Source organism: Microbacterium sp. NPDC055665, assembly GCF_053618035.1.
The window spans coordinates 350,055-362,790 of record NZ_JBSHGY010000001.1 but is presented as its reverse complement, the minus strand read 5'-3'; the positions used below and the strand labels follow the sequence as shown (position 1 = coordinate 362,790).

Annotated in this window: 13 protein-coding genes; 7 read left to right on the top strand and 6 right to left on the bottom strand. The window is 69.2% G+C overall.

Translation table 11 applies throughout. The features are described from left to right. Window positions 1–33: 33 nt before the first annotated feature. Window positions 34–1,521 carry an Ig-like domain-containing protein gene (locus ACWGO6_RS01765; protein ID WP_452325683.1) on the top strand — a complete coding sequence of 496 codons (1,488 nt, stop codon included), beginning with the start codon at window positions 34–36 and terminating at the stop codon, window positions 1,519–1,521. A gap of 109 nt (window positions 1,522–1,630) precedes the next feature. On the opposite strand, the gene ACWGO6_RS01760 is transcribed toward ACWGO6_RS01765, so the two are convergent. From ACWGO6_RS01760 to ACWGO6_RS01745, 4 genes are all read right to left on the bottom strand, one after another. Next, window positions 1,631–2,113, bottom strand: a complete 483-nt coding sequence (locus tag ACWGO6_RS01760; RefSeq protein WP_452325682.1) for a YbaK/EbsC family protein — start codon at window positions 2,111–2,113, stop codon at window positions 1,631–1,633. A gap of 70 nt (window positions 2,114–2,183) precedes the next feature. Further along, on the bottom strand, window positions 2,184–3,413 hold the full coding sequence (locus ACWGO6_RS01755) for an MFS transporter (RefSeq protein WP_452325681.1): 1,230 nt from the start codon (window positions 3,411–3,413) through the stop codon (window positions 2,184–2,186). Next, window positions 3,410–3,847, bottom strand: a complete 438-nt coding sequence (locus ACWGO6_RS01750) for a MarR family winged helix-turn-helix transcriptional regulator (protein ID WP_136043740.1) — start codon at window positions 3,845–3,847, stop codon at window positions 3,410–3,412. The genes ACWGO6_RS01755 and ACWGO6_RS01750 overlap by 4 nt, the downstream gene beginning before the upstream one ends. Before the next feature lie 37 nt (window positions 3,848–3,884). Further along, window positions 3,885–4,673, bottom strand: coding sequence for an IclR family transcriptional regulator (locus ACWGO6_RS01745; RefSeq protein ID WP_136043741.1), 789 nt, complete (start codon window positions 4,671–4,673; stop codon window positions 3,885–3,887). A gap of 105 nt (window positions 4,674–4,778) precedes the next feature. Between ACWGO6_RS01745 and ACWGO6_RS01740 the strand changes: the two genes are divergently transcribed. From ACWGO6_RS01740 to ACWGO6_RS01730, 3 genes are read left to right on the top strand one after another with little or no spacing between them, the layout of a single operon-like run. Next, on the top strand, window positions 4,779–5,552 hold the full coding sequence (locus ACWGO6_RS01740) for a CoA transferase subunit A (RefSeq protein WP_452325680.1): 774 nt from the start codon (window positions 4,779–4,781) through the stop codon (window positions 5,550–5,552). A gap of 1 nt (window position 5,553) precedes the next feature. Beyond that, window positions 5,554–6,222 carry a CoA transferase subunit B gene (locus ACWGO6_RS01735; protein WP_205820436.1) on the top strand — a complete coding sequence of 223 codons (669 nt, stop codon included), beginning with the start codon at window positions 5,554–5,556 and terminating at the stop codon, window positions 6,220–6,222. Beyond that, complete coding sequence (locus tag ACWGO6_RS01730; protein WP_136043743.1) at window positions 6,215–7,399, top strand: acetyl-CoA C-acetyltransferase; 1,185 nt, start codon at window positions 6,215–6,217, stop codon at window positions 7,397–7,399. Before ACWGO6_RS01735 ends, ACWGO6_RS01730 begins: the two co-directional genes overlap by 8 nt. Window positions 7,400–7,423: 24 nt before the next feature. Here the strand turns inward: ACWGO6_RS01730 and ACWGO6_RS01725 are convergent, their stop codons facing one another. Both ACWGO6_RS01725 and ACWGO6_RS01720 read right to left on the bottom strand, forming a co-directional pair. Then, on the bottom strand, window positions 7,424–7,723 hold the full coding sequence (locus ACWGO6_RS01725) for a hypothetical protein (RefSeq protein WP_136043744.1): 300 nt from the start codon (window positions 7,721–7,723) through the stop codon (window positions 7,424–7,426). A gap of 9 nt (window positions 7,724–7,732) precedes the next feature. Continuing rightward, entirely contained in the window at window positions 7,733–8,935 is a 1,203-nt protein-coding gene (locus ACWGO6_RS01720) for an aminotransferase-like domain-containing protein (RefSeq protein ID WP_452325679.1), read from the bottom strand. A gap of 208 nt (window positions 8,936–9,143) precedes the next feature. On the opposite strand from ACWGO6_RS01720, the gene ACWGO6_RS01715 reads away from it, so the two are divergent. The 3 genes from ACWGO6_RS01715 to otsB all read left to right on the top strand — a co-directional run bounded on the left by ACWGO6_RS01715 (window position 9,144) and on the right by otsB (window position 12,729). Then, the gene (locus ACWGO6_RS01715) at window positions 9,144–10,406 is read left to right on the top strand and encodes an MFS transporter (RefSeq protein WP_452325678.1); all 1,263 of its coding nucleotides are present in this window, start codon (window positions 9,144–9,146) and stop codon (window positions 10,404–10,406) included. Between the two features lie 66 nt (window positions 10,407–10,472). Beyond that, window positions 10,473–11,879: an alpha,alpha-trehalose-phosphate synthase (UDP-forming) gene (locus ACWGO6_RS01710; RefSeq protein ID WP_452325677.1), complete on the top strand. Its 1,407-nt coding sequence runs from the start codon at window positions 10,473–10,475 to the stop codon at window positions 11,877–11,879. Window positions 11,880–11,931: 52 nt separating this feature from the next. Continuing rightward, on the top strand, window positions 11,932–12,729 hold the full coding sequence (gene otsB / locus ACWGO6_RS01705; RefSeq protein ID WP_452325676.1) for a trehalose-phosphatase: 798 nt from the start codon (window positions 11,932–11,934) through the stop codon (window positions 12,727–12,729). Window positions 12,730–12,736 lie beyond the last annotated feature (7 nt).

Genomic DNA, 12,736 nt, shown 5'->3' with positions numbered 1-12,736 from the left:
CGCGCATCCATCACATTCGTCGCTGCCGCTGCGGTGGCACTCATCGCTTCGATGGCGATCGGGGGAGCGGGAACGGCTGTCGCTGCCGAATATGACCATCCTGCAGCGATAGATCCGGCATCGATCACGGTCACCACCGTGGACGGCGATGAAACCTTGGCGCAGTACGACCAGGTCCGCGTCGACGCCGACTGGTCGGTGCCGGACGGTTCGCTCGGCGGCGAAACGTTCGGGTTCACGCTCCCGAGCCAATTCGCCCGAGCCGGCCTGACGTTCTCGGTGCCCTCCACCGAGGACCCGAGCAAGATCGTCGCCGAATGCGCCGTCAGCAGCGACGCGGCACCGGTCGTCACCTGCACGCTCACGGACTATGTGAACGGGCGCACCGACGTCAACGGTTCGCTGTGGTTCCTCGCCAGCGCGGACGAGCAGACCACGCAGACGACGCTGGAGTTCGTCGTCAACGGCCAGATCACCCGCGTCGAGACTCCCGGCGGCGGGATCGAGCCCCCGGCGTCGCCGCCGACGGACCCACGGAAAGTCTCCTGGCAGACGGACGACGGCAACATCGCGTGGCAGCTCGATCTCCCGGGCGCGAAGTTCCCGGGAGCAGAGTCGATCATCATCGACGACGTGTTGACCGCACCTGGCGGCGGGTTCGCCGAACACCACAACGAAGACGGCAAGCTCGTGGTGTGGAGCACGGACGCCGACAACGGTGACTACCGGACGATCACGAACTGGACCGGCTCCTGGAACGAGGCTGGCACCGCGTTCCACCTGGAGATCCCCGGCGCGATCGACACCGCGCGGACGTACTCCGTCAGTTACCTCACGGTACCGAGCTCGCAGGCCGACGGTACCTCGTTCAGCAACGTCGCCAACGTCAACGGAATCGTCCTGCAGGACCGCGAGGTCTGGCAGGTCACCGGTGGCGGTGACGGAGACGGAACCGCGACCGGCGCATTCACCCTGACCAAGGCCGTCGCCGGCTCCGGAGCGACGGACGTGCCTGCTGGCACCGAGTACACGGTCCGCTACAGCTACGGTGACCCGGCGGTGGAGAACACCGTCGCCGTGACCACAGGAGCGGCGACCGCTCCTGTGCGCCTCCCCGCCGGCACCGTCGTCACGCTCGAAGAGCTGACCCCGCCGGCCATCGACGGCATCGACTGGGGCACCCCGGCGTTCTCGGGCACGGGAGTACGTGTGACTGAGGATGGCGGTGCACAGGTCACCGTCGGCGAGGGCTCGACGCTCGCGATCACTCTCACCAACACCGCGACCGAGAAGCCGCCGGTAGTCCCGCCGACCGTGCCTCCCACACCGGAGACTCCCGTGACACCGCCGACGGACGTGACGCCGCCGACGGAGCTGCCGCTGACCGGCGATTCCCTCGCCACGACGGGTGGCGACGTGCCCGCCGTCATGCTCTGGAGTGCCGGTGCCGCGCTCGTTCTCGGTGTCGCACTCACCACCCTGGCCGCCGTGCGCGCCCGGCGTCGGGCGACGCAGGGCTGATCCACGCATCGGGGTCGACGCCGTCAGAGAATTCGCTTCGCGGTGTCGGCCCCGCAGCGTGCGCGGGGCTCCCTGCGCACGCTGAACGCGCTCAGGTCCGGAGAAACCCTCACGCCACGGCGATGACCGTGCCCTTGGTGAGGAGGCGCAGCTGGTCGAACGTGAGCGGCATGACGGTGTGCGGGTGGCCGGCTGCGGCCCACAGCTCGTCATGGTGCTGGAGGGTGTCGTCGAGGAAGGTGCGCAGGGGCGCCGGGTGCCCGACCGGTGCGACCCCGCCGATGGCCTGACCTGTCGCCGAACGGACGACGGCCGCCGGTGCCATCGCCACATCGCGTGCGCCGATGCTCGCGGTGAGAACCGCGAGTTCCGCGCGGTGGCCGCCGCTTGTCATGACGAGGACGGGCTCGCCGTCTGCAACGAACACGAGGCTGTTCGCGATCGCGGCGACGTCGCACCCGATCGCTGCCGCCGCCTCCGCTGCGGTGCGAGCCGAGTCCGGCAGGACCCGGATGGAGGTATCGACGCCCGCGGCCTCGAGGTGCCGTTGCACGGCTCGGCTGCGTTCGGGAAGGGGCGTCTCTTCACTCATCGCCCCACGATATCCGAGCGTGGTGGTGCCGGATCGGGCGTCGATGACCGATCCGGCACGGAAGGGGTGCTCAGGCGGCGTCACCTACGAGGATCGCTGCGGCGTCCTCGGTCGCGGCATCCTCCGGCTCGTCGTCGATGTGTGCGAGCACGCGACGCCCGAGGAACACCGTCAGTGCCGCGAGGAGGACCGATGCCGCCGCGAACAGGTACGGGACGGTCGCGTTGAACGCGTGCCAGAGCAGCGCCGCGATGGGAGGCGCCATCGCGCCACCGAGGAATCGCACCGCGGAGTACGCGGACGATGCCACGGACCGGGGGAGATCCGTCGCCTCCATGACGGCCTCGGTGAGCACGGTGTTCATCACCCCGAGCAACAGCCCGCCGATGACGATGCAGACCACGAGGGCGGCTGCGCTCTCGACCACGAGCCCCGCGGCGACGAGATCGAGCGCGAGCAGCGGCAGCACCACGAGGATGATCCGCGTGCGCGGCATGCGCCGCATCAGCACCGGCGCCACCCAGACACTCGTGACCGCGAGAGCGACGCCCCAGCCGAAGAACGTGAATCCGATGCCCATGGCGCCGAAACCCAGCGGGAACGGCGAGAAGGCCAGCAGCACGAAGAACCCGATGTTGTAGAACAGGGCGGCGATCGCGAGGATCGCGAGGGCGGGGCGGCGAAGGGCCGTGAACGGGGCGGAGAAGGGCACGGGGACCCGTTTCTCGCCCGGCCCGCGCAGGAGCACGAGCACGGCGACGAACGCGATCGCCATCAGCACGACGACGCCGAAGAAGGGGCCGCGCCAGCTCTGCTCGCCGAGGAGGCCGCCGAGCAGTGGCCCCACCGCGATGCCGAGGCCGAGCGCTGCTTCGTACAGGATGATCGCGGCACTGCTCCCACCGGACGCGGCACCGACGATCGTCGCGAGCGCGGTCGAGATGAACAGCGCGTTGCCGAGTCCCCAGCCTGCTCGGAAGCCGATGACGGCATCGACGCTGCCGCTGAGCGCGCACAGGAGAGCGAACACGACGATGAGTGCGAGGCCGATGAGCAATGTGGCCTTGGCGCCGATACGGCTGGAGATCCAGCTTGTCACCAGCATCGCGAGGCCGGTCACCAGGAGGTAACTGGTGAAGAGCAGTTCCGTCTCCACCGGCGAGGCCTGAAGCGACTCAGCGATCGCGGGGAGGATCGGATCGACGAGTCCGATTCCCATGAAGGCGACGACGCATGCGAAGGCGACGGCCCAGACCTGCGCCGGCTGTTTCCACACCGAGGGGGTGGCGGTGGTGTTCACCGAGATTCTCCTGTTCGTTCCGTAGTGGTGTGCGCGGCGAGGATCTCGGCCGCGCGGGTGAGCGTGGACCAGTCGTCGTCGCTCAGCGCGGCGAACCGGGGCGCGAGGGTCTCTCGGAACTCGGCGCGCCAGGCCGCGACGGCGGTGGCCCCCTTCGGGGTGATGTCGACGACGGTCGCTCGCGAGTCGTCCGGGTCGGGGGAGCGCCGCACGAGCCCGTCCTTCTCCAGCATGCCGAGGAGGCGGGTCATGCCGGGTTGGGTGGTGCGCGCAGCGGCGGCCAGTTCTCCTACGCGCCTGGCGCCTTCCTGCTCGAGGAGGCTCAGCACCCGCCATTGCGCGGCGGGTGCGTCGTTGCCGGCATCCTGCGCCGCGATGCGGCCCAGCGCGTAGCCGGATAGCACCAGCGACGCGATAACGTCCGAACGATTCATACCAAAGAGTATATACCTCGCGGTATGTAATTGTCGGTTAGCGTCGCGCGTTCGCTATCCGTGCAGAGAGTTGATGGGCGTGTGCGAGCAGAGTGCGACCGAGCTCGGCCATGCGATCCGGACCGAAGCGGAACTCGACACCGGTCAGACTCAACGCCCACTCCGGGCGACCGGAGCGATCGAAGACCGCGGCGCCGATGCCCCAGCTGCCCTCGACGATCAAGCCGGGATTGACGGCGTATCCGCGCTCCTTGGTCTCGGTCAGTCGGGCGCGCAGTGCGCGCGGGCGGTGCGTCGGCCCCCACGCGCTCTCGAGGTCGGGATGCCGCTCCAGATAAGCGTCCACATCATGGTCAGGCAGGAAAGCCAGGATCGCGAGCCCCGCACTCGCGACACCGAGGGGGAACCTCACCCCCTCGCTCAGGACGAAGGAGCGGATCGGGAAGGAGCCTTCCTCCCGAAGCAGGCACACCGTCTCGTCGCCCCGACGCACGGAGAAGAATGCGCTCTCCTCGGTCTTGACCGCCAGTGACCGGACGATGTCCCGTGCGAGCGCGGTCACGTCGTAGCGCGCGGCGGCGACCGAACCCATCAGAAACAGCTCGGGGCCGGGCATCCACCGGGTGCTGTCCTCGTCGCGGTCGACCAGCCCCTCGAACTTGAGCGCGCTGAGCAGGCGATGAGTGGTCGAGCGCGACAGCTCGGCTGCCCGGGCGAGGTCCTGGAGGCTGGCGCCCTCCGCGCCGGCGGCGGTCACCAATCGGAGCAGGCGAGCCGCGCGAGCGATGGCCTGCGCGCCGGGGATGGAGCGGGCCGTGGATTCCATATCGTGGACGCTACCTCCGGATCTGACCACATCGCAAGACTTGATCGTTGCGCCGAGGGCCGAAGAGCGGATGCTGGAGGGAGGCACGAATTCGAAGGAGCAGACGTGATCGACAAGCAATGGGACTCGGCAGCGCACGCCGTGTCCGACATTCCGGACGGAGCCTCGTTGGCGGTCGGCGGGTTCGGGCTGTCAGGCAACCCGATCGCGCTCATCGAAGCCCTGCTGGCCCAGGGCACGACAGACCTCAGTGTCGTGAGCAACAACTGCGGCGTGGACGACTGGGGGCTCGGCGTCCTGCTCGCGGCGCAGCGCATCCGCAAGATGACATCGTCGTACGTGGGGGAGAACAAGGAGTTCGAGCGCCAGTTCCTGAGCGGCGAGCTCGAGCTCGAGCTCACTCCCCAGGGGACTCTGGCCGAGAAGCTCCGGGCAGGAGGATCGGGGATCGCGGCCTTCTACACGCAGACGGGTGTGGGCACCCAGGTCGCAGAAGGCGGGCTGCCCCGCCGTTACAACGCGGACGGTACGATCGCCGTCGCCTCCTCGGTGAAAGACGTCCGTTCCTTCGATGTCGACGGCAACTCTGCGGACTTCGTGCTCGAGGAGGCGATCACCACGGACTTCTCGCTCGTGCACGCCGCTCGCGGCGATCGCCACGGGAACCTCGTCTTCAACAAGGCGGCGCGCAACTTCAACCCGCTCGCCGCGATGGCCGGACGCATCTGCATCGCTCAGGTCGAACAGCTCGTGGAGCCGGGGGAGCTCGACCCGGACAGCATCCATCTTCCCGGTGTCTTCGTGCACCGCATCGTCGAGTTGGGCACCGACATCCCCAAGCGCATCGAGCGACGCACCGTCGCCGTGGAAGGAGCCTGAGATGGCACTCACGCGAGACCAGATGGCGGCCCGCGCGGCAGCCGAGCTGCAGGACGGCTCCTACGTCAACCTCGGAATCGGATTGCCGACGCTCGTGCCCAACCACGTGCCCGGCGACGTCACGGTGGTCCTCCAGTCCGAGAACGGGATCCTCGGCGTCGGGCCCTACCCGCGCGAAGACGCCGTGGACCCCGACCTCATCAACGCGGGCAAGGAGACGGTCACGACCCTGCCCGGCGCGGCGTTCTTCGACTCCGCCACCAGTTTCGGGATGATCCGCGGCGGCAAGATCGATGCCGCGATCCTCGGCGCGATGCAGGTCTCGACGAGCGGGGATCTCGCGAACTGGATGATCCCGGGCAAGATGGTGAAGGGCCCCGGCGGTGCCATGGATCTCGTGCACGGCGCCGCTCGGGTGATCGTCCTGATGGAGCACGTGGCCAGGGACGGGTCGGCCAAGATCGTGGGCGAGTGCTCGCTCCCTCTGACCGGTCGCGGAGTGGTCGACCGGATCATCACCGACCTGGCCGTGATCGACGTCACGCCAGAGGGGCTGACACTCGTCGAGACGGCCCCGGGAGTGAGCGTGGACGAGGTCATCGCCGCGACCGAGTCGCCGCTCACCATCCACCCGGATCTCCTGCACGAAAGGACCTCGCACCATGAATGACAACGACATCGTCATCGTCGCCGCCGCCCGTACACCGCAGGGGCGGCTGAAGGGCCAGCTGGCGGCCTTCACTGCGCCTCAGCTCGGATCCTTCGCGATCCGGGGCGCACTGGAGCAGGGCGCCGTCGATCCGGGGGACGTCGACGCGGTGATCGTCGGACAGGTGCTGGCCGCCGGCTCCGGTCAGAACGCCGCGCGGCAGGCGGCCATCGGGGCCGGCATCGGCTGGGACGTCCCGGCCCACTCCGTGAACAAGGTCTGCCTGTCGGGTTTGACTGCGATCATCGACGCCGCCCGGATGATCCGCACCGGCGACGCGGACGTCGTCGTCGCCGCGGGGATGGAGTCGATGACGCGGGCCCCGCACATGCTGATGGGATCCCGCGACGGCTGGGCGTACGGAAGCGTCGAGGTGCTCGACCACATGGCGTACGACGGTCTGACCGACGCCTACGACCGGGAGAGCATGGGCGCGTCGACGGAGCGCCACAACGCGCGTTACGAGCTCACGCGGGAGGCGCAGGACCACGTCGCCGCGCTGTCGCACCAACGAGCGGCCGCCGCGCAGGAAGCAGGTGTGTTCGAGGCCGAGATCGTCGCCGTCGACGTGCCCCAGCGTCGGGGTGAACCGGTTCGCGTGACGAAGGACGAGGGTGTGCGCCCCGACACGACGGTCGAGACTCTCGGCGGCCTGCGCGCGGCCTTCGCGGAGGGTGGATCGATCACCGCGGGGAACTCGTCCCAGATCTCCGACGGCGCATCGGCCGTGGTCGTCACCACGCGGCGCACGGCCGAGACCAAGGGCTGGTCGGTGCTCGCGTCGGTCGGAGCCAGCGGCCAGACGGCCGGCCCGGACAACTCCCTGCAGGCGCAGCCGGCACGCGCGATCGAGCGCGCGTGCGAGAAGCAGGGGATCGCACCCTCGGAGCTCGATCTCGTGGAGATTAACGAAGCATTCGGCGCGGTCGTCGCCCGCTCGCAGGTCGAGCTCGGGCTGGACGAGGGCATCGTGAACATCCACGGCGGAGGGATCGCGATCGGACACCCGATCGGTGCATCCGGCAACAGACTCGTGGTGCACGCCGTTCACGAGCTCGTGCGTCGCGGCGGCGGAACGGCTGCCGTCGGCCTGTGCGGCGGTGGCGGTCAGGGCGAAGCGCTGATCCTCACTCGGTGAACGATGCGCTCGGGGCGCGCGGCGTCAGCGCCGTGCGTCCTTGGCGTGATCCTGCGTGTCGGCGAGGGCCTTTTGCGAACGGAACTGGAGTCGCTGGGCCTTCTTCGCCTTCTTGACCGACTGCGGCGAGTCGGCATCGACGAGCACACCGCGTCGTTCGCGGTTCATGTCGATCACCGCGCCGACAGCGAGCGCCATCGTGATGCCCCAGCTCAGCCAGGACAGCAGGGAGCGCCAGGTGATCGGCTGCTCGCGGGTGCCGCGGAGCAGCGAGACCCCTGCAGAGATCGCAGCGACGAGTCCGGTGCTGAAGAGGTAGCGCATGCCCCCACGCTACCTTCCCGTGCCCCAGGTCGTCCCGAGCCTTGACAACCCCTCCCTGATCCTGTCAGGGGAGTACGTCGTGAACGACAGGCGGAGCGTCCGTCGATCGGGCGTCCCGGAGTAGAACGAGACGCCGGGCACGTAGGCGACATCGTTGGTCAGCGCGCGCCCGAGCGACTCGGCGGCATCCATCCCCTCAGGCAGCCGTGCCCAGACGAACATGCCGCCGTCGGGCCGATTCCACGTACTGCCGCTCGGCAGCGCGGCAGGCAGGGCTTCGAGCATCGCGTCGCGCCGGGCGGCGTAGGCGTCGCGGATGCGCGTAAGCGCGGGCTCGCCGCGACCTGAGAGGAGGTAGTGGGCGGCCGCGGCCTGGTCGATGGTGGAGGTGTGGAGGTCGGCGGCCTGCTTCGCGATCGTGACGGTGGGGCGGATATCCGCAGTCGTGCGTATCCATCCGATGCGCAGCCCGGGTGCGATCACCTTCGAGAAGCTGCCGAGACTGATGACGTGCTCCGGTGCCAGCTCGGCCAGCGAGGGGAGGGCCTCACCCGAGTACCGGAGCTGGCGGTAGGGCTCGTCCTCGATGATGCGGAATCCCCGCCGCTGTGCCACGGCGGCGATGTCGTGGCGCGCCTCGAGTCCGTGGGTGCGGCCGGTGGGGTTCTGGAAGGTGGGCACCGTGTAGAAGAACTTCGGGCTGTGCTCGGCGGCCAGCCGGTCCAGCGCTTCGAGATCCAGCTCGTCCCCGTCGTAAGGGACGCCGATGACGCGCGCCCCGGCCAGCGCGAAGGTCTGCAGCGCCGCGAGGTAGCACGGCTCTTCGACCAGGATCGTGTCGCCCGGGTCGAGGAGCGTCGTCGAGATCAGACCGAGCCCCTGCTGCGAACCCGTCGTGATGATGAGCTCGGACGCGGTGGTCGACAACCCGTCCTCCGAGTACCGTCGGGCGACTTCCTCACGGAGTCGAGCGTCGCCCTCGGATGTCGAGTACTGCAGCACACCGGGGAAGTCGAGCACGGCGTCGAATGCTGCGCGGATGCCGTCGACGTCGAAGAGCTCGGGTGCGGGAAGGCCGCCCGCGAACGAGATGACCTCTGGGCGCGCGGTCAGCGCGAGAAGGTCGCGCACCGGGGAGGTCTTCGCGGTGCCCGCGCGTTGCGAGCGCGGAGGCAGGGAGAGTGCGGTGGCGGCATGCGGGGCAGTGGGCAACGTAGGTCCTCTCGGCGAACGAGGTGCGGGGTGTCGCCCAGAATAGACCCGTCGCGAACCGCTCATCTCTCGGCAGATCCCCGGACGCATCCGCTATCCTGGGCTCGTCGCGGCTCGCCGCGGCCGCAAGAACCGTGTATCTACCGGCCGTCGGCATCCCGGCGGACAGCGGCGGCACCCGACATCGCGTCTTCGACGCGCGAGAGCCATGACACGCGAATCAGCACCCCCACAGATCATCGAGCCGAGCCCGAGCCTTCTGCGTCTCGCCGGACTTCCCTACTTCCTCATCGCCTTCATCGCGCGGCTTCCGTTCGCCATGATGGTCGTCGGCGTCCTGACGGTCGTCGTCTCGGCCCGAGGGTCGCTCTCGCTGGGCGGGCTCACGTCGGCGGCCGTCGGCCTCGGGACGGCGTGCTTCGGTCCCCTTCTCGGTGCCGCCGCCGACCGGTTCGGCCAGCGGGTGGTCCTGGCCGTGCTCGCACTGGCGAACGGCGCCATGCTCCTGCTCTTCACCTTCGTGGTCTACGGGGATGCCGCAGACGGCTTCGTGCTGCTGGCGGCGGTCGGCATCGGCGCCACGGCGCCGCAGGTCGCTCCGCTCTCGCGTTCGCGTCTGGTGACCATCATCGCCGATCGGATGCCGGAGGCGCGTCGCGCCAAGACGGTGTCCGGGACGATGGCGTACGAGTCCGCGGCCGATGAGACCGTGTTCGTCTTCGGGCCCTTCCTGGTCGGCATCCTGGCGTCCGCGTTCGCACCCTGGGCTCCGCTGGTGGGCGCTGCCGTGCTCACCGTCGTCTTCGTCGGCGCTTTCGCGTTGCACCCCAGCGGACGTCACGTCTCGCAGGACCGCGACGCGGATGGGCGGGCGCCGTCCGCGGTCTCGGAACTGTTCCGGCCACAGCTGCTCATCGTCGTCCTCGGCATCCTCGGCGTGGGAATCTTCTTCGGGACGATGCTCACGTCGCTGACGTCGTTCATGGCCGACCGCGGTGCGCCCGAGCAGGCCGGTCTGCTCTACGGGGTGATGGGTGTCGGTTCGGCGGTGCTCGCGCTGGGTGTCGCCTGGCTTCCTCCGTCGTTCTCGATGCGCGCACGGTGGCTCGTCTTCGCCGGCATCCTGCTCGCCGGAACGCTCCTGCTCGGATTCGTCGACTCGCCGGGAACGATGATGCTCGCGCTGGCGATCATGGGAATCGGCATCGGACCCACCCTGGTCACCCAGTACAGTTTCGGGGCCGCCCGCAGTCCGCGTGGACGCTCCGCGACGGTCATGACGATGCTGGGCTCCGGCGTCGTGGTCGGGCAGTCGATCGGCGCCGCCGTGGCCGGCGAGATCGCCGAGAACGTCGGAACGTCCGCTGCGCTCCTGCTGCCGATGATCGCGGCATTCATCGCCTTCGGTGCGGGCGTGGCGAACTGGGCTCTCAGCAGTGAGAGGCGCCCCCGTTCGTCGGTGACGGTCTGACCTCCGGCAACGGTATTCCGCGATCCTGGGTAGGTTTGATTCCATCGCTGATGTGAGGAGTCCCCCTTGACCGCCGCAGATTTCGTCGTCGTCGCCAATCGCCTCCCGGTCGACCGGGTGGAGGGCCCTGACGGCGAGGAGGTCTGGCGCACGTCTCCCGGTGGGCTCGTAGCCGCTCTCGAGCCGATGATGCGCAACGTGCACGGTGCGTGGGTGGGCTGGGCGGGGCAGGCGGATGTCGAGCTGGAGCCGTTCGAAGCCGGTGGCATCGAATTGGTTCCCGTCGCGCTGAGCGCGCAAGAGGTTGCGGAGTACTACGAGGGCTTCGCGAACGACACGATCTGGCCGCTGTACCACGACGTGATCGCGCCGCCGCAGTACCACCGCGAATGGTGGGATGCGTACGTCCGGGTCAACCGCCGGTTCGCCGAGTCCGCCGCTGCGTCCGTCGCGAAGGAGGGCACCGTCTGGGTTCACGACTACCAGCTGCAGCTCGTCCCGCAGATGCTGCGCGAACTGCGGCCGGATGTGACCATCGGCTACTTCCACCACATCCCGTTCCCGGCTCACGGCCTCTACGCCCAGCTGCCATGGCGCGATCAGGTGCTGCGCGGACTGCTCGGTGCCGATGTCATCGGCTTCCAGCGGGCTCAGGACGCCACTTACTTCCTGACGGCAGTGCGCCGCAGACTTCGCTACGAGGTCAAGGGGCCCCACGTGTCTGTCCCAGACGGCGAGGGGTCACGCACCGCGCTGGCACGGGCGTTCCCGATCTCCATCGACACGACGCCGTACATCGAGCTCGCAGCGCGCGAGGATGTCCGCGCGCGCGCCGCCGAGATCCGCGCGAGCCTCGGCAACCCGAAGCGCATCCTGCTCGGCGTCGACCGACTCGACTACACCAAGGGCATCCGCCACCGCATCAAGGCCTACGGGGAGCTGCTCGCGGAGGGACGACTCAACGTCGAAGACGTCACGCTCGTCCAGGTCGCGAGCCCCAGCCGGGAGCGCGTCGACGCCTACGTGCACCTGCGTGACGAGATCGAGCTCGCGGTCAGCCGCATCAACGGCGACACCGACACGATGGGCCACTCCGCCATCCGATATCTGCACCAGGGCTATCCGCGCGAGGAGATGGTCGCGCTCTACCTGGCAGCCGACGTGATGCTGGTCACTGCGCTGCGCGACGGCATGAACCTCGTCGCCAAGGAGTACGTCGCCACGCGCGTCGACGATCGCGGCGTCCTCGTGCTCAGCGAGTTCACCGGTGCGGCGGACGAGCTGCGGCAGGCGGTGCGGGTCAACCCGCACGACATCGAAGGGCTCAAGGACGCGATCATGACCGCGGTGGAGATGCCCCCGGCCGAGCAGGGGCGGCGCATGAGGTCGCTGCGTCGTCGCGTGCTGGACAACGATGTGAACGCCTGGTCCTCCTCGTTCCTCACCGCCCTGTCCGAGGTGCGCGGACGCTGAGCATCCGCGGGGCCGCGATACTGGGAACGAACCCCCTGCGATTGGAGAACCTGTGACGCGCCCCTGGATCCCCGGAACCGCCGACGACGACCTGAGCGCCCTGGCGGCGACGCCGCGCCTGGTCGTGGCACTCGACTTCGACGGCACCGCCTCACCGCTGGTGCCCGACCCGATGGCTGCGCGCGCGCTTCCGGAGGTCGCCATCCAGGTGGAGCGCCTCGCGTCGCTTCCCGACACTGTCGTGGCCTACGTCTCCGGACGCAGCATGCACGACCTGCGTGTGATCACCGAACACACCGACGACTCCGCGATCGCGCTGGCCGGCTCGCACGGCGCGCAGTACTGGTTCCCCGGCGAGGGGGACGCCGACATCGCGGGCGACGTCACCGAGGACGGCTCGCGCGAAGAGCTGTGGGCGGCCGCGAAGCCGATCATCGAGCGCTACGAGGGTGCCGAGTTCGAGCCGAAGACCTTCGGCATGGGCGTGCACACCCGCCGCGCGGACCCTGCGACCGAGGAGCGCGTCTTCGCCGAGATCGACGCTCTCGTCGCCGAACGGTTCCCGCACTGGCGCCGTCGAGCCGGACACCGCGTGCTGGAGTTCTCCTCGCGCGCGGAGGGCAAGGACGCGGCGATGGCCGCGCTCCGGGAGCGCTTCGACGCCACCGGAATCCTGTTCGCCGGCGACGATGTCACGGACGAGGACGCGATGCGCGTGCTCGGGCCCGGTGACCTCGGAGTGCGTGTCGGCCCGGGGGAGAGCGCTGCGGCGCTTCGTGTGGACACTCCACAACAGATCGCCGCGCTTCTGGAGGCGCTGGCGGACGAACGCACCTCCGCGCAGCAATAGACTTCCG